The following is a 22,129-nucleotide window of genomic DNA, read 5'->3' on the forward strand; positions in this document are numbered from 1 at the left end:
GTTGTTTGATTTTGTGTTTATTTAATTTTTTGAAATGGGAATCCAGAAAAAAATCAGTGTTTATCTTTTAGTTTTTGCAGTTTGTATAATTGCGGCCTGTTCACCAAAAGTTACAAAAACGGTTGTTAAACCAACTAAAGATAATCCGATAGTAGAAAAGGTAGAAAAACCAAGCAAAAAATTTACGGAGGCAAATATTGCAGTGCTTATTCCATTTAAGTTAAACCAAATTAATTTAAAAACTGCCACAAAAGCGCAGGTAGAACGAACAGATATGGCTATAGATTTCTATCAAGGTGTTAAGCTTGGGATAGATTCTGCAGCATCTGCAGGTTTAAACTTTAAATTAAATGTGTATGATACCAAAGATGATAATTCGGCAATTGCTTCATTGTTTAATAAAGAGGGCTTAAAAAGTAGTAACCTTATAATTGGTCCGGTTTTTCCAGAAGGATTAAAATACATCACTAACTTTTCGATGATTAATGATTTGGCTGTAGTATCGCCTTTGGCAGCTAGTAAACCGAGTGATTTTAACAACCCGAAATTAATTTCTATAGTTAATAACATCAATCAACATGCAGAAAAAGTGGCCGATTACATTGCTTCAAAATATCAAAGTAGCAATAGTATCATCGTTTTAATTAATCCCAAAAAAACAGCCGACGAGCAATTCGCCGCCCCACTTAGAAAAAGATTTCATCAAAAGTACCCCAGTCATATTGTACAAGAATTTACTTCTACTTATACTTTTGAGACAAAGATGATTAAAAACAAGAGGTATGCGGTAATTATCTGCTCTGAAGATGTTGCTTTTGTTAAACCTAGCATTGATAAGCTTTATAAACTGAGGAATTTAAAAACTGGAGGCTATGATTTAAACCTGTTTGGGCACCCAACGTGGCTTAAACAAACTTATAACTTAGATCAGCTCCAAAATTTAAATACTACGGTAAGCACATCTTATAAGATTGATTATAAAAGTAGTTCTGTTATCAATTTCATTAAAAAATATAGAGCTCAATTTAATTTCGAGCCAAGCGAATATTCATTTAAAGGGTTTGATATTGGTTATTACTTTGGCAAAATGTTAGCTAAACATGGTGCAAAATATTTAGATTTCATTACCAAAGAAAAATATAAAGGTTTACATAATTCTTTCGAATTCGAATACAATCCGCAATTTGGTTATTACAATACAGAATTGATGTTGTTGCAGTATAAAAATCTGAATTTAACCCTAGTTGATTAAAAATTTAGATTTTAGGATATGAAAGTGGAACATCAAATTAGGGCTTTTGAGCAATTACTAAAAAGTTACGATGGCGTTATGCCGCTACACAGGCATTTGTTTGCATACTTTAAGCAAAACAAACAAATGGGCTCGTCTGATAGGAGGTGGGCAACTCGTTACATTTATAGCTACTTTAGATTAGGAAAAGCATTAGCTGATGTAGAGACTTTGAAAAGATTAGCAGTAGCAGATTTTCTGTGTAATGAAACTTCAAGCTTAATTATTGCTAACTTTTTGCCTGATTTTGAAGCTCAAATTAATTTGGCGCTAGCCGATAAAATAGATTTGGTGAAGCAAAATTTTCCAAATTTTAACCTGTCACAAGTTTTTTCTTTTGATGCTAATTTATCTGATGATGTAGATCGATCAGCTTTCTTACCCTCTTTTTTTATACAACCCGATTTATTTATTCAAGTTAAATCAACTCATATACAAGTAGTTATAAATCAATTGCAAGCAAATGGAATTATTACAAAAGAAATAGGCGATACTACATTGGCTCTACCTAATGGCACAAAATTAGAGCAGGTATTAACCGATCCCAGGTTATATCAAATTCAAGATCTATCTTCGCAAAAAACAGGTGCTTATTTTGAGCCAAATAAATACGATTATTGGTGGGATACTTGTGCCGCATCTGGCGGAAAATCTTTATTGTTGCATAGTTTAGAGCCAAATATAGAGCTTTTAGTGAGCGACATACGAGAAAACAGCTTAAATAATTTACAAGAACGTTTTCAGTTAGCCGGCTTAAAAAAGTACCACTTAAAAGCGATGGATCTATTGCAAAACAATGATCAGATTTTGCATCATTACGAATTTGATGGGATTTTATTAGATGCTCCTTGTTCTGGTTCTGGCACATGGGGAAGAACACCAGAGATGCTTTACTTTTTTGAACAATATAAAATAGAGAACTATGTGAAGCTGCAGAAAGGTATTGCCGCAAACGTGATCAAATACCTTAAAAAAGACAGGCCATTAATTTATATGACCTGCTCTGTTTTTAAAGCCGAAAACGAAGATGTGGTAACGTATTTAACAAATAATTTTGATTTGAAATTAGAAAAAATGGAACTGATTAAAGGTTATAACAGTAAAGCTGATAGCATGTTTGTAGCACGTTTAATTAAAGAGTAATCAATTATTAAGTTTCCTAAATCATTGATTTTTTTAATTATTTCAATCTATTTTTATAATCTCTATTTGTATTGAAAACATGTAAAATGTAGATAATATTATTTTCTTCAATTATTTCGAATACAATAACATAAGGAAACTTAGCAACAACATATTCTCTATAATGCGAAAATTTTATTGGGTAAAAAAATGGATGATTTGCAATTGAAGATACATTACCTTCAATAATCATTAAAAAATGCTCGCCTAAACCTAACTTTTGCTCTTCATACCAATTATAAGAGACTTGTAATTCATCTTTAACGATAGAGGCAAAAACAATAGTATAACTCACTATTTATTTATTAATTCATTTTTAATATCAGCAAATGAAGAACCTTTGTCAATTCCTGATTTTAGATCTTCAGAACGTTTTTCCAATTCATTAATTAACGTTTGATTTTCCCACCAATTAGAAGATGAAGATTTTTGATCTACAAAATAATCTAAACCTAATTTATCCAAAAATGCTTTCACAGTTTTTTCAGCAGACTGATCATCAATATTTACAGTTATAGTTGCCATAATTTAAGTTTTAATCAAGTTTAAATAATCAAATTTATAAATACTTTTGTTAGGAAATTAAAAGATTTAGATGCTCGTAACTTATTAACATTAATACTTAGTGAAACAAAATTTAGCTACTGAAACCAATGTTTAATTTTGCTTTTTAAATGCTTAATTGCCTCAAAAAGGATGGCTAAAGCACCAATGATTACCGTATATTTTTCAAAGCTGTTCATTTCAAATTTGGTTAACTTATAGACTAATTTAACTAATATTTGTTACAAACCCGTGTTTGTTCTAAATAATTTTATGGCAATAGCTAAAAGGATTATTCCAAATGCCTTCCTTAAAATGTTTAATCCGGTTTTGCCGAAAAGCTGTTCTAACCTTGTGGTGTTTTTTAGTACGAAATAAACAAAAATCATATTTAGCAGAATACCAACGATAATATTTTGAGTTGCATATTCAGTTTTTAAGGATAATAGGGTAGTCATGGTGCCTGCACCAGCAATTAAAGGAAATGCTAAGGGAACAATAGATGTTGCTGCAGAACTATCGGCATCGTCTTTAAAAATGGTTAAGCCCAAAACCATTTCCATGGCAATCGCAAAAATTACAAATGAACCCGCAATAGCAAAAGAAGCTACATCAACACCGATAACGTTTAATAAAGTTTTACCAGCAAAAAGAAAAACAATCATTAAAAAGGTAGCTACAATTGCAGCTTTTTCGGATTCGATGTGGCCAGCTTTTTTTCTAAGTTCGATAATGATAGGAATGGAACCTAAGATATCAATGATGGCAAATAAAATCATTGTGGTAGATAATATTTGGCTTAAATTGAATTGTAAATGTTCCATAAGCAGTTAAATTTTCGACAAAGTTAAATGATTTAGTTTAAATCGATATTAATTTATCATTAGAAGTAAAACTGAGTTCTTAAAGTTAAGATGTTGTCATCTAAATCATTTTGAAAATTAGTTAAGTTAGCTTTCTCGTTTTTAATCATATCATAATAAATAACAGCTTTTAAGTTCGTGTTAAAATGATGTAAAAACCCAACACCAAAAGTATCAAAACGTACATCTCCGCCAGAAAGTCCTTTGCTTGCTGTAATTTCTTGTCCTTTAACTTTAGTGTTGGGGTCATAAAAATCGTATTTCAAAATCACCTGACTATCAGTGCTGTGCAGTGTTTGCACAAAAGTAAAATAAGCACCATTAAAGTTTCTGGTGTAATATGGCTGTCTAATAAAATTTTTATCTTCTGGTAAAGTGCCAGGCGTATTACTTGCACTTGCAGTGCCAGTTTGCAAACCAGTAATATATTCAGCTCTAAATTCAGATCTCCAGCTTTCTTGTTGTGTTCTTAATTGGATATCCGCTCCATAATATTTTCTGGGTGCAACAGTATTAAATATAGATGCTGAAGAATCTTTATGCATGGCCCAAATGTTATTTTCATTTTTCATTTGGTATTTCACATTCAGTTGATGATTTAGTCCTCCTAATAAGGTACTAATTCCACCTGCTATACGTACAGGTATTTTCTTTAAGTTAATTGCCTTATGGCTCAATCTTAATACAAAATCTTTAGAGCTATCAAATTCTGCTGGGCCAGATAAGCCTTGTCCGTTGTAAATACCTAAATCAAATTTAATGTTCTTAAGCTTCGCATCTTTTTTTCGAGGGTTAAAGGTAAACATCACGCCTAAGTCACGTTCGGTACGCATTAATATTTGCGACATTCTACCACGTTCTGGTGCTTCCCTTGCCGATGAGGAGATTTGTAATTCATTACCAAATGGCCTACCAGCTAAACCTGCTGTAAAATAAAATAATTGCCATTCATGCTCGTAATATCTACCCCAGAAATCCCTCACATTTACCCCTTGTTCAGTTCCATCAAACTGAAAAACAAAATAGGTTGAAGGTGTGCCGTCTTCATTCTTTAAGCTATAATCTGCTCTTAAACGTCCGCGTCGCAATCTAAATCTATTGTCTGTATTTTCGCCAAAAGCACCCCCCTGATAATCGGCGGGTGCGCCTTTTGATTGGGCATATTGAAATTGAGGTTGTAGGTAACCACTAAAAGAAACTGTTCCAAATTTTTTAGAAATAATCATTTGATTGTTCACAATGGTAGTATCTAAAACATCGTTAATGGTTTGCTGTGCGAATATTTTAGATTCAAACGAGGTGAGGATTACGATGAGTAAAAGTATAGGAAAAACGCTTAACGGCTTCATTTTAATGTTTTTTACAAATATAATGTTATTTCTATGTTAAGTGATGCGTAATTGTTAACTGCATAAAAAAACCATCCGCTTAGTGCGAATGGTTTAAATAAATTGATATAAATAGCTTAATTAGCCTTGTAATTTCTTTCTAAGTACAGAGTTTTTCTTTCCGTATAAGTAATAAATGGATATACCTAAAGCCATCCAAATTGCTAAACGAATCCAAGCTTCAAAAGGTAATGAAGACATTAGATAAACACATACAATTACACCCATAATCGGCACAAATGGTACTAAAGGAGTTCTAAATGGTCTTGGTCTATCAGGATCAGTTTTTCTAAGTAATAATACACCAATACAAACTAATGAGAAGGCAAATAAAGTACCAATTGATACCATGTGACCTAAATCAGTTACAGGTACAAAACCAGCAAAAATACTTACAAACACCATGAAAAATAAGTTGGTTTTAAATGGAGTTCTGAATTTAGCGTGAATGCTGCTAAAGAATTTTGGTAACAAACCATCTTTAGACATCGTATAAAACACTCTTGATTGTCCCATCAACATTACTAAAATTACAGAGGTATAACCAGCTAAAATTGCAATGATTAATCCCATTTGCAGCCAGCCATATCCAGTTACTTTAAATGCCGTTGCTGCCGGAGAAGCATCACCTTTAAAGATAGAGAATGGAACTAAACCTGTCATTACGTGAGCAAAAAGTACATATAAAATGGTACAAACCACTAATGAGCCTAAAATACCAATTGGCATGCCTTTTTGTGGGTTTTTAGCTTCTTGAGCTGCAGTAGAAACTGCATCGAAACCAATAAATGCAAAGAATACCAAAGCTGCACCCGCTGCAATACCAGAAATACCAAATTCGCCTTTAACACCAGTATTCACAGGGATATATGGCGTATGGTTTGCTGGGTTAATAAATTTCCAACCTAAAGCGATAAATAAGATTACCACACAAACTTTTACAATAACTAAAATGTTATTTAAGCTTGCTGATTCTTTAGTTCCACGGATCAACATTAATGATAATAGCGAAACAATCACTACTGCAGGTAAATTTATACCGCCACCATCAACTTCAGCAAATGATTTACTTAAGAAAAGGGGCATTTCTGTGCCAAATTCATGCAGTAACTTATTAAAATATCCAGACCACGAAACACCTACTGTAGCTGCTCCTAAAGCATATTCTAACACTAAATCCCAGCCAATAATCCATGCCATAAACTCACCCATGGTAGCGTAAGAATAGGTATAAGCACTACCAGCAACTGGTATCATAGATGCAAATTCTGCATAACACAAGCCCGCAAAAGCACATCCAACAGCTGCCAAAATAAATGATAAGGTTACCGCAGGACCAGCATGATCAGCAGCGGCAATTCCTGTTAAAGAGAATAAACCAGCTCCAATAATTGCTCCAATACCTAAAGCAACAAGACTTGTGCTACTTAATGTACGTTTGAGCGTGCCTTCGCCACTTTCTGCCGACTCGGCAACAAGTACATCAATAGGCTTTTTTAAATTCATAATGTAAATAGTTAGTTTTCGATTAGTTGTTTAGTCTTTTTAATTTCGATTCCAAACCTAAATAAAAATTATTTAATAATAAAGGGGATTTTTATTCAAAATCCCCTTTATTTAGTAACATTTATAGCTTATCAACGATTTACTAAAGTGTCGATATCATTTTTAATGGTATCAGTTCTTTCAACTCCAGCAGAATCAATGGTTTTAATAATTTCCGTTTGTGCCCTTACTTCAATTACTTTATCTGCATTTGAGGCGCTGATGGCAATATATGGAGCGATAACCAATGAAACGATCGACATTAATTTAATTAAAATGTTCATCGATGGACCCGAAGTATCTTTAAACGGATCTCCAACTGTATCACCTGTAACAGATGCCTTATGAGGCTCAGATTTTTTGAAATACATCTCGCCATTAATTTCCACTCCTTTTTCGAATGATTTTTTAGCATTATCCCAAGCGCCACCAGCGTTAGATTGGAAAATACCCATCAATACACCAGAAACTGTTACTCCAGCTAATAAACCACCTAAAACTTCTGGTCCGAAGGTAAAACCAACAAGCACCGGAGTAATTAAAGCAATCGCCCCTGGCAACATCATCTCTCTAATAGAAGCTTTGGTAGAAATGGCCACACATTTTTCGTATTCTGGTTTGGCTTTGTATTCCATAATTCCAGGTATTTCACGAAACTGTCTACGTACCTCTTGTACCATATCCATTGCTGCTTTACCCACAGCTTGAATACACAGTGCAGAAAATACAAATGGGATCATTCCGCCAACAAATAAGCCAGCCAAAACTGGGGCTTTATAAATGTCGATTGCTGTAATGCCTGCAATACCCACAAAAGCTGCAAACAAAGCCAATGAAGTTAAGGCGGCAGAAGCAATTGCAAACCCCTTACCAGTAGCAGCGGTAGTATTACCTACGGCATCTAAATTATCGGTACGCTCACGTACTTCTGGCGGTAATTGGCTCATTTCGGCAATACCACCAGCATTATCCGCAATCGGACCAAAAGCATCAATTGCCAATTGCATAGCTGTTGTAGCCATCATTCCAGCTGCCGCGATGGCAACGCCGTATAATCCAGCAAAATAATAAGACGACATGATACCAGCCGCTAATACTAAAATCGGAATAACAGTAGATTTCATTCCTACAGATAAACCTGCAATAATATTAGTAGCATGACCAGTTGAAGATTGTTGAATAATAGAATTTACAGGTGCTTTACCCATGGCAGTATAATATTCAGTTACGATACTCATTATAGTACCTACTACCAAACCTACCATTATCGCATAAAAAACATTCATACTGGTAAACTCGTAGCCACGTAAGCTTAATGTTGCTGGCAACATCCATTTTACAATAAAAAAAGATGCTACAGCTGTAATTACTATAGACGACCAGTTTCCTAAGTTCAACGCGTTTTGTACGTTAGATTTTTCATCCTTAATGGTTACAAACCAAGTACCGATGATCGAGAAAATGATCCCTAAACCACAAATTACCATTGGCAATAGGATAGGAGACATTCCACCAAAATTATCAGTCTTAGCATCAATTTCTTGCCCTAAAACCATGGTAGCTAAAATGGTAGCTACATACGATCCAAATAAATCGGCACCCATACCCGCCACATCACCTACATTATCGCCTACGTTATCGGCAATGGTTGCTGGGTTACGTACATCATCTTCTGGTATGCCAGCCTCTACTTTACCTACTAAATCGGCACCAACATCGGCAGCTTTGGTGTAAATACCACCACCAACACGAGCAAATAAGGCAATAGATTCAGCCCCTAAAGAGAAACCAGTTAATACTTCAATAGCCGTTTTCATATTTACAACACTTACTGCCCCATCAGTTCCAATTACATCAAAATAAGAGAGGAAAACGATAAATAACCCACCTAAGCCTAAAACCGCTAAGCCAGCAACACCTAAACCCATTACTGTTCCGCCAGTAAAACTTACTTTTAAAGCTTGTTTTAAACTAGTTCTTGCAGCTTGTGTGGTTCTAACATTTGCTTTGGTAGCTACTTTCATACCAATGTATCCGGCAAGTGCCGAAAAGAATGCGCCAATTAAAAAAGAGATCGAAATGATCCAACTAGAGTGAAATGGTTTGCCATTAATTTCGGTAATGGTACCAGAATAGGCCAATAATGCTGCAGCAAAAACGGCAAAAATGCTCAGCACTTTCCATTCTGCCTTTAAAAATGCCATTGCACCATCGGCAATATAGCCGGCAAGTTCTTGCATGTTTTTATCGCCTGCATCTTGCTTGTTTACCCATGCACTTTTCACGGCCATTACTATAATACCTAGTATGCCAAGCAGCGGAATTGAGTAGATTAAATTGTTTTGTAGAAAATCCATAGTTTAAGTTTATATTTTGGTTGTTTAGTTGTGATTTTTAAGGGTCATCTTGATATTAAAATACAATGTACGCAGATGAAATAAAAATAATACAAGGCTAACAAAAATAACCGTGTTTAGCTAATATTCAAATTTTTATGCAATTAGTCATTAAAAAAATTTCTTTTTAGGTAATAAACATACAACCATTTCGTTTGTCGCTATTTTTTATAATTCATAATTAACATATCTTAGCCCAAACTAAACCTCAAATTAAAATGGAATCATCATTGAGCCTACCTGTTATTAGAAGTAGAAAACAGGCTCACGATAGCTTCATCATAATTTAAAAAAAAACTAAAAAAAGATGGAAAATCAACAAGAAGAAGGCGCTAATAAAAGAAAATTAAGCCTTTTTGATGGTATAATGCTAGTAATGGGTTCAATGATTGGTAGCGGTATTTTTATTGTTAGTGCCGATATCATGAGGAACCTAGGTTCTGGTTACTGGTTAATTGTAGTTTGGTTAATTACTGGAGTAATGACTGTAGCTGCAGCTATTTCTTATGGCGAGCTTTCTTCTATGTTTCCAAAAGCTGGCGGACAGTATACTTATTTAAAGGAGATTTTTGGTAAAATGATGGGTTTTCTTTACGGTTGGGGCTTATTTGCTGTAATACAAACTGGTACCATTGCTGCGGTAGCCGTAGCTTTTGGTAAGTTTACAGCCTATTTAATACCAGCTTTAAATGATGCGGCACCAATTTTTCAGAGCGGAGGTTATAAAATTACTTGGATACAAATTTTAGCAATTGGTGTAATCATCATCCTTACTTATATTAACACAAAAGGTGTAGAAGGGGGTAAAATATTACAGAATATCTTTACAGGATCTAAAATTATAGCCATCATTGGTTTAATTATTTTAGGTTTCTTATTGGTAAAGAATAATTTATGGAACTCAAATATGAGTTTCGGCTGGGATGCATTTAAAAATTTAGCTACCGATAGTAGCGGTAGTTTCTTAAAATCAGGCTGGGAATCTATTTCCGGAATGGCAATTATGGGCGGTATTGCAGCAGCAATGGTTGGTTCTGTGTTTTCTAGTGTAGCTTGGGAAAACGTAACCTTTGTATCTGGAGAAATGGAAAATCCGAAGAAAAATGTAGTACGTTCTATGGTTTTCGGCACCTCTGCTGTAATGATATTATATCTGTTGGTTAATTTCATCTACCTCAATACCTTGGGCAGAGATGCCATTGCTTTTGCAGCAAATGATCGTGTAGCTGTGGCGGCTTCAGAGCAAATTTTTGGAAGTGGAATTGGCACCATTATCATCGCTATTTTAGTAATGGTATCTACTTTTGGTTGTGTAAATGGCATTGTATTAGCAGGTGCCAGAGTTTTTCAAACCATGGCAAAAGATGGGATGTTTTTTAAAGCAGCCATACAAAACAACAAAAATGGCGTACCAGAAAAGTCGCTTTGGATGCAAGGAATTTGGGCTTCTGTTTTGTGCCTAAGCGGACAGTATGGTAACCTGTTAGATATGATTTCTTTTGTAATTGTGCTATTTTACATGATTACTGTTTTTGGAGTAATTTATTTAAGAATAAAAAAACCAAGTTTAGAAAGACCTTATAAAACCTGGTTATATCCAATTACACCTATCATTTATTTAATTATTGGCGGTGCATTTTGTGCGCTACTTTTAATCTATAAACAACAGTATACTTGGCCAGGTTTAATCATCGTTTTACTTGGTGTACCTATTTATTTAGTAATCAACAGAAAAAAAGGAGTGATTAGCGAATAGTTTAACAATTGCTGCACTTAAATTTTTTAGAAAAGCAGGGCCTGCAAACAATCGGTACCGAAAGCCCCGCCTTCACTTCAATGCTTTTTCTACCCGTTTTCTACGATAGGAAAAATCTGTAAGATAGTAGGAGTAAATAAACTGATGAGGTTGAGGTAACAAAAAAGCATTTCCGCACCAGTCGGGTTTATATAACAAATCAATGTGCTATTGGCAAGTAAATCTCCCCTCAATTATCAGGCGGAAGGTAGGCGAAGTAATCGATGGGTTAAGTTGTGGGTAACTAGCGTTAACCAAGCATTGCCATTGCTAAGCACGCTATCTGGCCTCGTAATTATTTGTAGAGAAAAACGTTAAACTGCAAGCATTGAATTTAAATACCCTACAGCCAAAATGATTATTCAGCGAGCCGAGTGTTTGCCGTAGGTTGAAGGCAAAGATTAAGTGGAACAATTACTAACGAGAAGGAGATTGCCAGGCATAGTCGAAGACCTTTTAGTGCGCTTCGACTACGTTCAGCGTGACAAACTATGAACCTCAGTTCGATTATTAGTATACATTGTTGTGCCGTTTAAGTAATTTATTTTTGTTTCAACCACCCCGCCCTTTGGGCACCCCTTCAAAGTAGGGGAATTTCGCACTCCATTCCCCTCTTTCAAAGGTGTGGTCGTAGACCGGGGTGTTTAAAGACAATAAATAATAATCGAGCTTAGGTTATGAAATTAAATCAATATTGTAAGAAACAAAGGGGGTTGAGGCTTAAAGTCTAAATTTTATCCCGCCATTTACAACAAAACCATCAACTGGGGCATAAATATCTCTAAAAATAGGATTATTGATACTTCCGCTGTAAATGTTATCAAACTTAGTCTGACGGGTATCAGTAAAATTCTCGAAGTTGAGAAAGATCGAAAACCGATCCCAAAGTTTTTCAGCCATTAATCCTGCTGTCCAGTAGCTTTTTCCTATGCCGCCATCGTTCAATTGTTGCCTCGAAAAATAATAAGCTTCTGCTCCAATTTTCCATTTATCTTCTACCTCATACATCAGTACATTGTTTAAGCGATGCCTAGATACTAGTGGGTAATTTGTTCTAGAACTTCCTGCTTCCTGCTTAACATCTGCTAAGGTATATCCAACAAAAAGCTTAAAATCGGCATAGGTAAGCTTAAGGTTGGTTTCAATTCCCTTGGTATTTATAAGCCCATTTGGTTGTACATAAGCAAGGTTAGTTCCTGAAGAAACTAGCAATATCGGATCTGAAATTCTGGTGTAAAAAAACATTTGATTAATGCTAAATCCTAACTTGTCATCAAAAAAAGCAGATTTGTAATTGATGTCGTAATTAGCTCCATAAGATCGTTCTGCTTTTGTATTGGCTACATCGATAGGTAGTACATTGCGGAACTGAAGCCTTTCAGCGTCTTCTGTAAATACATTCGGAGCTTTGTAGCCAAGTCCGCCACTTAAACGGGTCGATAAATGTTCATTAATTTTCAGTAATCCAGCAATTCTTGGTAAAAAGAAAAAACCGTAATCGTTATGATAATCTCCCCTCAAACCTGTTTCTATACTAAACGTTTGGGTAGTATTCCAAGTGTTTTGTACAAAAGCACCAATGGTATTGTGGTTGTAGTTTCTTAGTGCGGGTGCTCCCGTATTTTTTTCTTTAAACCTATCGGTAAGAAAATTCAAGCCCATTACCCAATCTGTTTTCTCACCATTTTTACTAAAATTAGCTTCGCTATACGTAGAAACTTGTGTGCCCATAAATAAATAAGCAGGAAGAGCAATGCTTCTATCATAATAGCTTACACTATTTCGAATTGTCAATTTTTCTTTTTCTGATAGCTGATGTGTAAGTTCAGCTTGGCTACTGTATCTGTCGGTATTGTTTTGCTCAAAATATAGATTATTGTCTGCTGTTTTTCTTTTCACAAAATCAATATTTCCCCCAATCCTCTTTTCAATGGTAGCATTTATACCAGCGGTGATGGTGGTTGCTTCATTTAAATAAACAAATAGTTTCGGATTTAAAGTAAAACGATCAAATTCGGGAATTGCAGTAAGACCTAAGCCAGAAGGATCATACGCCGAACCATGATTATAAGCTGCATAGGTGGTAATGCCAATCTTTTCAAACTTTTGTGCATAAAATACGCTCGCATCAAGTCCAAGTGCTGATGTGCCATTCAATAAAAAATTCAATTGGCGCTCTTCACTAGGTTTTTTAGATACCAAATTAACTAAGCCTGCAATTGCGCCACCACCGTATAATGTTGATGATGAACCCTTAATTACCTCTACCTGTTGCAAATCTAAAGGGGCAATCTGTAAAAGTCCAAGTCCGCCAGAAAATCCTGAATAAATCGGAAATCCATCTCTGATGATTTGGGTATACTTTCCATCAAGCCCCTGAATACGGATAGATGAACTACCACTAGTTGCAGAAGTTTGTTGGGTTTGTATGCCTGTACTTTCTGCAAGCAGCATTCTAATATCGCCAGGTTTCATATTACCTTTTTCATCCAACTCTTCGCCGGCAATTACTTCAACTCTTGTTGGAATGTTGTCTATCGTTCGGCTGCCCCTTGTTGCAGAAACTATTACTTCTTCAAGGTCTTCGTCATGTTCTGTTGCAGTTAGCAATATCACCATTGCAGCAGTTTGTGTAAGTGGAAATTGCAATGTGTCAGTTCTTTTATTGTAGCCTAAGTAGGTAAAAACAAGTATTTGTTTTCCTGTCGGGATATCACTCAAAATAGCAGTTCCCGTACTGTCGGTAATGGTACCTTTTGTACTACCTAAAATTAATACAGATGCGCCTGGCAGCGGTTGGTTAGTTTGAGCATCTTTTATGATGGCCTTAAATGTATGTTGTGCGAAAGCCGTGGCGCCATAAAGTATAGCCGCCAATAGCAATAATAATTTCTTCATTATATGATTTAAATGTTAGCATAAAATATTGAAGGGAAAAATAAAAGGTTTAGTAGATTAGCCTTTTTTTGGAGGCTGCCAGATTCCTTTTGTTACGCCTTCTGTAAAGGTTAGTAAAAGTTTACGATAGAAAGTAACGGATAAATCCTTATTCTGCGGCGCAATGGCAAATGTTAATGGGGTTTCAAGTGATGCTATACAATTTCCGCAGGAATAAAAAGGTGAACAGTTTTCGCATTCATCCTTACCATTAGTTGGAGCACTTTTTTCGCTATGATTTATTTTCCTATTATTTTCTTCATTGTTTTCCCATGCACAGCACGGAACAATGTTTAGCATCAGAATAATAAAAGTAAGTATAAGCGAAGTAAGTTTCACGGGTTAAAACTAATCATTTTTCTATTTCAAATCAATTTACAACCCAATATCAAAATAAGATTGCCATTTGTAATTTGAAAAATTTATGCTTAACGCAACTATTGTTGGCTAAACTTAGCATGTCAATCTTTTTAAAGCAGCAGCAACTGGGTTTACTAAACCCGACAGAAGCGGAAATACTTTTATTTGTTTTTAAAGAGTTGACAAATCAATATCCAATTGCAAAGGATTTATAAACTCTACAAATAAAAGATTGTAGCAAATGGTGGGCCGAACAATAACCATTGCACTGTCACTGCTTTTCAAATCATAGTAATTTCAAATTTGTTAAGACCCTTTGTTCAAAATCGTAATTCGTAAATCTATTTGTTACCTTTGCAGCAATGGGAACTGCATTAGATTCGGGAATAAAAGGTTACAAAGCTTACGGCGTACATTTACGTGAAAAATACAACGGCCAACGGGTATTTAAGGTAATTGTAGATGGTGGTTTTACCTGCCCAAATAGAGATGGCAGTAAAGGTTATGGCGGTTGTACTTATTGTAATGTAGATTCGTTTACGCCAGAGCCGTCTAGAAAAAACCCAAATATTAAAGATCAGTTAATTGAAGGGATGACGAGGGCTAAAAACTCGTACAAGGCAGATAAGTTTATCGTTTATTTTCAGCCAAATACCAATACTTATGCGCCAGTACATTATTTAAAAATGATGTACGACGAAGCTTTATCTGTAAACAGTGAAAATGTAGTAGGTTTTGCAGTAGGTACCAGACCAGATTGTATTGATGCCGAAAAGGTAGCACTGTTAGAAAGCTATACAGATAGATACGATGTAGATTTGGAAATGGGTATGGAATCTATTTATGACGAAACACTTGACCAGATCAATAGAGGTTGCAGTCATGGCGAGTTTGTAGAAGCTGTTAAATTATTAGAAAATTCTAAATTGGATTTATGTGTGCATACCATTTTTGGCTTCCCTTGGGAAACGAGAGAAATGATGCTAGGTTATATTCATGAGATCAATCGCTTTCCGCAAATCAAGTTTGTGAAGTTTCATCACTTGCATATTGTAGAAGGCTCGATAATGGGAGCGAAGTACAAAAAAAATCCCTTCAAGCTTTTTACGCTTGAAGAGTATACAGATTTATTGTGTGAGTTAATACCTTTGTTGAGACCCGATATTGTGATTCAACGTTTGTTTGGTATTTCTGATTGGGATTTGCTGATTGCGCCTAACTGGGGCTTAAACAAATCGGCCATACAAACTTATATAGATAAAGAAATTGAGCGACGTGGTGTTAATCAAGGTTCGGCCTACGTTTCAGTTTAAGCAATAATAAGCTGCGGGCTTCGTGTTTCGTACTTGCCAAACAATTCATTTACCTTTATTTCTCTAAAAGTAAAAATCTCTTCTACTTTGTTTTTAATCATTATGGCATGTGCTAATTGGCCTATTGGACCAAAAGGTAAGCCATAAGTTAAAATGTCTGTCATTTCTACCCCGCCATCTATTGCTTTAAAATGATGCTGATGGTGCCAAAACTTAAATGGACCAAAGCGTTGTTCGTCTATAAAATATTTTTCTGGAGCTACTTGTGTAATTTCTGTCATCCAATTAAGCTTTATGCCAAATAGAGGAGATACTTTGTAGGTAATTATTAAGCCAGGGTACATCTTTCCATCAATCGGTGGTTCTGAAGTTACAATAAACTGCATTTCTTGAGGGGTTATTTTAGCCAGATTAGCTGGAGAAGAGAAGAAATCCCATGCTTCGTTTAAAGAGATTGGGAGTTTTTGCGAGAATTTAACTTGATAAGATTTCATAAATACAATATACGAATATAATGTTGTTGTAGATTTTTGGTGTTTCTGTAATAAATTGATAAAAAATTTACTGAATTACTTATTTATTCGTAGTTAATTTTTAATTATTGGTTTAATAAATAGTTTTTGCTTTTAATAATTAGAAAAAAAGACAACAAATAAGAATATTAATAGTTTTAAAGTGTTATTTTTTGTTGTTTTTACTTTTATTTTCTTGTTTTTCGATAAATATTTTAATAAAATTTGATTTTCAATGAAAATAATTCATAGTTTTAGCTTAATTAATCACAAATCAAACGCTAAATACAAAATTATGGCAAAAGTTTTATTCAAACAGTGGGGTCCATTTGCAGTTTTAATGATAGTTGCAATTTTATCCCTTTTTATTCCTTTACTCCCAAACTTTGATGAGGGAAAATATAATGCTGCTGATATTGCATTCATTTTAGTTTGCGCAGCGCTGGTATTTTTAATGACACCAGGTTTAGCATTTTTTTATGGTGGTATGGTGCATCGTAAGAATATACTTTCTACAATGATCAAGAGCGTGGTTGCCGCTGGGGTAATTACAGTACTTTGGGTGGTAGTAGGATTTAGTCTTGCATTTGGAACTTCAATTGGAGGCTTTATAGGGGATCCAAGAACGTTTTTCTTCTTTCAGGGAGTTAACTCTGGGCCTTCTTGGAGCTTAGCTGCAACAATTCCTTTATCACTATTTGCTGTATTTCAATTAATGTTTGCCATCATTACTCCTGGTTTGGTTGTTGGCGCAGTAGCGGAACGTATTCGTTTTACTTCATATATTTTATTTATTGTTCTTTTCGCCTTATTTGTGTATTCTCCATTGGCACATTGGACTTGGCACCCAGATGGGTTTTTGTTTAAAATGGGCGTGTTAGATTTTGCTGGGGGTACGGTTGTACATATTTCGGCTGGTATGGCAGCATTAGCTGGTGCTTTGGTTTTAAAACGCAGAAAATCTCATTTAGAGCATAAAGAAGTTCCACCTGCTAATATCCCTTATGTATTAATTGGAACAGGTTTATTATGGTTTGGCTGGTTTGGTTTTAACGCGGGTTCTGCTGTTGGCGCAAGTAGCTTAGCTGTTTCTGCTTTTGTTGCAACAAACACGGCTGCAGGTGCTGCTGGATTAAGTTGGATGTTTTTTGATGTAGCCAGAGGTAAAAAACCATCGGTTTTAGGTTTTTGTATAGGTGCGGTTGTAGGTTTAGTTGCAATTACACCAGGAGCTGGTTTGGTAAGCATTCCATCGAGTATATTTATTGGAGCGGTAGCTGCGGTAATTTCAAACCTAGTGGTTTCATGGAAACAAAAAACAAGTTTAGATGATACCTTAGATGTATTCCCTTGCCACGGTGTAGGTGGTATAGTTGGAATGTTGTTAACTGGCGTATTTGCTACCAAAACAGTAAATAGTGCAGGTGCAGATGGATTGTTTTACGGAGGTACAGAATTCTTTTTTACACAAGTAAAGGGTGCTATAATTGTGATCATCTTCAGCTTTGTAGTTTCTTTTATAATTTTTAAACTGATTAATGTATTCCAACCAATTCGTGTAACTGCAGAAGAGGAAGAAGAAGGATTGGATTACAGTCAGCATAATGAGAAATACTCACAAGGTACGCTCATCGTTGCAGGCCAAGAAGTAGAAAACAAATAAAAGGTGAGCGGCTTAAATTAAATTTTAAGCCGCTTATTTTTTCTATTCATACAATCAATCTAACCACTCACGCTTTAAATTTTAATTATGAAAATTAAACTTTTACTTTCTGCTCTTACATTTGGTTTAACCACTGCAGCTTTAGCTCAAGAAGCTGCTCCATTGCAAATTTCTGGATCTGTAGATACTTATTTTAAGTACGATTTTAGTAAAACTGGAAATATTAAAACTTCATTTGCCAATGAGCAAAACTCTGTTTCATTAGGGATGATCGATTTAGCATTGAAAAAAACTACTGGTAAAGCATCATTTGTAGGTGAGCTGTCTTTTGGACCACGCGGACAGGCACAATCTATACCAAATGCTGCTGGTGTTTACGATGAAACCGAAAACTCATTTAACATTCAAAACTTATACATCAATTATGCTTTTTCTGATAAATTTAGCATGACTGCTGGTTACATGGGTACTTTTATCGGTTACGAGGTCATCTCGCCTGCGGCAAATTTTAACTATTCTACTTCTTATTTGTTTACCAACGGACCATTCCAAAATGCTGGTGTTAAAGCTACTTACGCTTTTTCTGATAAGGTAAGCTTAATGGCCGGTTTGTTTAACGATTGGAACGCTTACCAAGATTTTAATGGTGTTTCTCATGTTGGTGCTCAATTAATGGTTTCGCCTGTTGAGGGTTGGACAGCTTATTTGAATTTCCTATCGGGATATTCGGCAGGTGCAGCTGGTACAGGAACTATTTACGATTTAACAACTGCTTATCAAGTTACTGATAAATTTAAATTAGGTTTAAATGCGGCTGATTATCATGTTTCTGGTGGTAATGGCGGTTATACGGGTGTTGCTTTATATCCGCAATATATGGTTACTCCGGCAGTTGGTTTAGGTTTAAGAGGCGAATATTTTACTTACAATATTCCTTCGGTACCAAATCCTAGTGTTACTTCTATCACTTTTTCTGCTAACCTTAAAGCAGGTGGTTTAACTTTTATTCCAGAAGTACGTTTCGATAATGATAAAGATTTCTCTCAAAGCTTTGTAAAATCTAACTTAACACCTACAAAATCAGCTTCACAATTCTCATTGGCTGCTGTTTACGCATTTTAATTCTAAAAAAAACGTTAGCTTATAAAACGTCTCGCTTTTATCGGGACGTTTTTTTTATATTTAGCCTATGAAGTTTTTCTTAAGTTTTCTATCCTCGTTTGTCTTAATCATCAGCGCCAATGCGCAAACAGAAAATACATTACCTATTGATGAAAACGGCAAGTTTATTCAATACGAAGTTGTAAATTCAACATCAAAAATAGACTTATTACAAGCTAGAGCAAATGAGTTTATTAAAAAGAAAAGTAAAATTTTAAAGCTTAAAAAATCACAAAGTGATACCGTGATTATGGCCAGTGGTAAATTTGTAATCAATAAAACTTTGTTGGTCATGTCTCGCCCATCGGGGGAAGTAATTTATCATTTTCAGGTTGAAATTAAAGAGGGTAAATACAGATTTTGGCTTACCGATTTTAAGTTTATCCCTTACATGAGAGATCGATACGGAAATTTTGTGCCAAGTACAACGGTTGGTGTACCTTTAGAAAACAATCCTGGTAAGTTAAATGCCGGCGAATGGGAAGCATATAAAACCCAAACATTTAAGTTTACCAAAGAATTTGCAGTAGAATTTAAAAATGAAATGGCGAATGCAATCCCAGCTGCTAAAGTTAAACCAGTAGAAAAAAAGGTGGTAAAGAAGGAGTGGTAAGTAGTGGAGTTTGGGAAGTCGTTGAGTTGTGAAGTCGATAGGTGAAACTCCTCAACCTTTTGGTTTAGTAAGATCTTTAGTCTTTTCTAACTTCTAAACCCTAACCATCTAAACCCTAAACCCAACCCCTCAGTGAACCATTTTATCGGCACAGGTACTACTCGCAAATGCTTCTGGCTTGGCTTTAAAAATAAATCCCATACTTAAAATATAACCCATTGCCTCGTTTAAGGCTTTATTAGATTTAAACATCGGGTTGGTATTAATATCTGCATGTACTTCCAAATCTACATCGTATAAATCTAATAAATCACATACAGCATAAGCTGTTTCGATAGATTTTTGCACTTCAACCAACATTCTTTCTTTAATGCCCATTTGTTGCGTGGTTTTATCTTGTGCAATGTACATAAAGCCGCCATGATGCTCTCTAAGTAGTACTATTACTGTTGCAAAATCGGTCATGGCACCTTTTACTTGCGAATCGGTACCAATGCAAACTTTTAATTTAAAGCCTTTTTCAGTTTCACGGATAATTGCGTTTTCTACTTCTTCTAAAATTGACGAGTGAATCACTTCGCCACTAAATTTCTTCCAAGTCATACGTATATTGGTGTTAAGTTTAACAACCCGTAATCAGGTTTATTAAATTTATGAGGTTAATGTGAGATAATGATTAAATCTATGTTGTTTAATTGTCAACATTTGTTTGGTTATCAACAAGATAAGCTTGTTTTCTATAACATTAAGTTAGTGATTCTGAGAAATGAGCAGACAAAAGTTTAATTAAATAGTTGAAAAGCAAATTCAGTATTTCATTTTAATGTTAGTCCTGCTGTACGTTTTACTTCTCCGCCGCGGCGGATCGTGCTCACTTCCATTAGGTTTAGAAATGTAAAGTTTGTACGAAAATTTACAGTTGCATGGCTTGCTAGCAATAGGTTTATTGAAAGTGTATTGGCATTTTGCAACAGTAAATAGTATTACAGGATGAAGTAAATAAGCCCGATAGTAACGAAAATCCTTTTTGTGTCACACTGAGCGTAGTCGAAGTGTACAAAAAGATTGTAGTGCAGAGCGGGGCTACCATTAATAATATAATTGTATTTGCCTTTCATAAAAATTATTAATGCTGATTTTTAAGGATAGTAATAATAGGATAACTCAAAACACTAAACGCATAGCGCCTTACGCTAAACAATTCTTACCTTTGCGCTATGATACTTCAGCCAATACTCGATAACCTAAAAATTACTGCATTAAACGAGATGCAAAACGCATCATTAGCAGCTACTAAAAAAGGTAATGATATTTTGGTTTTGGCGCCAACTGGTTCTGGTAAAACTTTAGCTTTTTTACTTCCCGTTTTAAATAATTTGAATAAAGAAAGTAAAGGGGTGCAATGTTTAATTTTGGTGCCATCTCGTGAGTTGGCTTTGCAAATTGAACAAGTTTTTAAGCAAATGGGAACGGGTTATAAAGTAAATTGCTGCTATGGCGGTCACCCGATAAAAACCGAACGTAATAATTTAGAACAACCACCAGCAGTTTTAATAGGTACACCAGGCAGAATTGCTTATCATTTGCGCCATCAAAATTTTGATGAATCATTTGTTACAACTTTAGTTTTAGATGAATTTGATAAAGCCTTAGAATTTGGCTTTACCGAAGATATGTCGCACATTATAGGAACTTTACTTTCGCTAAAGCAACGTATTTTAACTTCCGCTACTGCGATGGAAGAAATACCTGCTTTTACAGGTTTAAAAAACCACAAGGAGATTAATTTTTTGCAAGATGTACAATCTTCTCCAGATTTAAAGTTAAAGAAAGTACAAACCACAGCCGAGGATAAACTAGAAACTTTATTCGAGTTGATATGCAAAATAGGAAGTAAAACAACCTTAATTTTTTGTAACCACAGAGAAACAGTAGATCGAATTAGTGATTTATTAATTGATAAAGATTTAGCACATGATATTTTTCATGGTGGGATGGAGCAAGACGAAAGAGAAAGAGCTTTACTAAAATTTAGAAATGGAAGCATCAAAATATTAATTACCACAGATTTAGCTTCAAGAGGATTAGATATTCCTGAAATAGAGTATATTATTCATTATCAATTACCTTATACTGAAGATGCATTTTTACACAGAAACGGTAGAACAGCAAGGATGAACGCGAAAGGAACTGCTTATTTAATTTTGGCAGATGACGAGAAATACCCATTCTTAAAAGCTGATATCGAAACTGAAAAATTAAAAGGCCCTTATAAGTTACCGCAAGATAGCATTTGGCAAACCTTGTACATTAGTGCAGGTAAAAAAGATAAAGTAAATAAAATTGATATTGTAGGGATGCTCCTTAAAAAAGGTGGTTTACAAAAAGAAGATGTTGGTTTAATTGAAGTAAAAGATCAAGCTTCTTATGTGGCTATTAAACGGAAAATGGTTCCTCAGGTTTTAAGAGCTTTGGCCAACGAAAGAGTAAAGAATAAAAAAGTTAAAATAGAAACAGCAATGTAACCCCGACTCCTAAAGGGGAGGGTGACGTTAAATTTTATAAAT

At 35.0% G+C, this 22,129-nt stretch carries 18 protein-coding genes; 8 read left to right on the forward strand and 10 right to left on the reverse strand.

What is annotated here, in order from left to right:
• The first annotated feature begins 34 nt into the window (after positions 1–34).
• Entirely contained in the window at positions 35–1,252 is a 1,218-nt protein-coding gene (locus FA045_RS16470) for a type 1 periplasmic-binding domain-containing protein (protein ID WP_136878185.1), read from the forward strand.
• 18 nt (positions 1,253–1,270) lie between these two features.
• The gene (locus FA045_RS16475) at positions 1,271–2,434 is read left to right on the forward strand and encodes an RsmB/NOP family class I SAM-dependent RNA methyltransferase (protein WP_136878186.1); all 1,164 of its coding nucleotides are present in this window, start codon (positions 1,271–1,273) and stop codon (positions 2,432–2,434) included.
• A gap of 37 nt (positions 2,435–2,471) precedes the next feature.
• Here FA045_RS16475 and FA045_RS16480 read toward each other — a convergent pair whose 3' ends face one another.
• The 6 genes from FA045_RS16480 to FA045_RS16505 all read right to left on the reverse strand — a co-directional run bounded on the left by FA045_RS16480 (position 2,472) and on the right by FA045_RS16505 (position 9,169).
• Entirely contained in the window at positions 2,472–2,768 is a 297-nt protein-coding gene (locus tag FA045_RS16480) for a type II toxin-antitoxin system RelE/ParE family toxin (RefSeq protein WP_169305077.1), read from the reverse strand.
• Entirely contained in the window at positions 2,768–2,998 is a 231-nt protein-coding gene (locus FA045_RS16485; RefSeq protein WP_136878188.1) for a hypothetical protein, read from the reverse strand. The genes FA045_RS16480 and FA045_RS16485 overlap by 1 nt, the downstream gene beginning before the upstream one ends.
• Positions 2,999–3,258: 260 nt before the next feature.
• Entirely contained in the window at positions 3,259–3,840 is a 582-nt protein-coding gene (locus FA045_RS16490) for a MarC family protein (protein WP_136878189.1), read from the reverse strand.
• Positions 3,841–3,899: 59 nt separating this feature from the next.
• Entirely contained in the window at positions 3,900–5,228 is a 1,329-nt protein-coding gene (locus FA045_RS16495; RefSeq protein WP_136878190.1) for a porin, read from the reverse strand.
• A 120-nt stretch (positions 5,229–5,348) separates the two neighbouring features.
• Positions 5,349–6,773, reverse strand: coding sequence for an amino acid permease (locus FA045_RS16500; protein WP_136878191.1), 1,425 nt, complete (start codon positions 6,771–6,773; stop codon positions 5,349–5,351).
• A gap of 131 nt (positions 6,774–6,904) precedes the next feature.
• Positions 6,905–9,169: a sodium-translocating pyrophosphatase gene (locus FA045_RS16505; RefSeq protein WP_136878192.1), complete on the reverse strand. Its 2,265-nt coding sequence runs from the start codon at positions 9,167–9,169 to the stop codon at positions 6,905–6,907.
• Between the two features lie 346 nt (positions 9,170–9,515).
• Here FA045_RS16505 and FA045_RS16510 point away from each other — a divergent pair, with 346 nt between their 5' ends.
• Positions 9,516–10,964, forward strand: a complete 1,449-nt coding sequence (locus tag FA045_RS16510; RefSeq protein WP_136878193.1) for an APC family permease — start codon at positions 9,516–9,518, stop codon at positions 10,962–10,964.
• Between the two features lie 759 nt (positions 10,965–11,723).
• On the opposite strand, the gene FA045_RS16515 is transcribed toward FA045_RS16510, so the two are convergent.
• Positions 11,724–13,901 (reverse strand): TonB-dependent receptor, encoded by a 2,178-nt coding sequence (locus FA045_RS16515; protein ID WP_136878194.1) that lies wholly within the window; start codon positions 13,899–13,901, stop codon positions 11,724–11,726.
• Positions 13,902–13,958: 57 nt separating this feature from the next.
• Positions 13,959–14,279 carry a DUF6660 family protein gene (locus FA045_RS16520; RefSeq protein ID WP_169305078.1) on the reverse strand — a complete coding sequence of 107 codons (321 nt, stop codon included), beginning with the start codon at positions 14,277–14,279 and terminating at the stop codon, positions 13,959–13,961.
• Positions 14,280–14,662: 383 nt separating this feature from the next.
• Here FA045_RS16520 and FA045_RS16525 point away from each other — a divergent pair, with 383 nt between their 5' ends.
• Positions 14,663–15,613, forward strand: a complete 951-nt coding sequence (locus FA045_RS16525) for a TIGR01212 family radical SAM protein (RefSeq protein ID WP_136878196.1) — start codon at positions 14,663–14,665, stop codon at positions 15,611–15,613.
• Here the strand turns inward: FA045_RS16525 and FA045_RS16530 are convergent.
• Positions 15,610–16,107, reverse strand: coding sequence for an SRPBCC family protein (locus FA045_RS16530; RefSeq protein WP_136878197.1), 498 nt, complete (start codon positions 16,105–16,107; stop codon positions 15,610–15,612). The genes FA045_RS16525 and FA045_RS16530 overlap by 4 nt on opposite strands.
• 313 nt (positions 16,108–16,420) lie before the next feature.
• Here FA045_RS16530 and FA045_RS16535 point away from each other — a divergent pair, with 313 nt between their 5' ends.
• The 3 genes from FA045_RS16535 to FA045_RS16545 all read left to right on the forward strand — a co-directional run bounded on the left by FA045_RS16535 (position 16,421) and on the right by FA045_RS16545 (position 19,562).
• Positions 16,421–17,788, forward strand: coding sequence for an ammonium transporter (locus FA045_RS16535; protein ID WP_136878198.1), 1,368 nt, complete (start codon positions 16,421–16,423; stop codon positions 17,786–17,788).
• Between the two features lie 87 nt (positions 17,789–17,875).
• Positions 17,876–18,910 (forward strand): porin, encoded by a 1,035-nt coding sequence (locus tag FA045_RS16540; protein ID WP_136878199.1) that lies wholly within the window; start codon positions 17,876–17,878, stop codon positions 18,908–18,910.
• Positions 18,911–18,977: 67 nt separating this feature from the next.
• Positions 18,978–19,562, forward strand: coding sequence for a DUF4468 domain-containing protein (locus tag FA045_RS16545; protein ID WP_136878200.1), 585 nt, complete (start codon positions 18,978–18,980; stop codon positions 19,560–19,562).
• A gap of 129 nt (positions 19,563–19,691) precedes the next feature.
• Here the strand turns inward: FA045_RS16545 and FA045_RS16550 are convergent, their stop codons facing one another.
• Positions 19,692–20,165 carry a ribonuclease H-like YkuK family protein gene (locus FA045_RS16550; RefSeq protein WP_136878201.1) on the reverse strand — a complete coding sequence of 158 codons (474 nt, stop codon included), beginning with the start codon at positions 20,163–20,165 and terminating at the stop codon, positions 19,692–19,694.
• A 614-nt stretch (positions 20,166–20,779) separates the two neighbouring features.
• Here FA045_RS16550 and FA045_RS16555 point away from each other — a divergent pair.
• The gene (locus tag FA045_RS16555; RefSeq protein ID WP_136878202.1) at positions 20,780–22,087 is read left to right on the forward strand and encodes a DEAD/DEAH box helicase; all 1,308 of its coding nucleotides are present in this window, start codon (positions 20,780–20,782) and stop codon (positions 22,085–22,087) included.
• Positions 22,088–22,129 lie beyond the last annotated feature (42 nt).

This window comes from Pedobacter cryotolerans (assembly GCF_005116475.1).
Lineage (GTDB): Bacteria > Bacteroidota > Bacteroidia > Sphingobacteriales > Sphingobacteriaceae > Pedobacter > Pedobacter cryotolerans.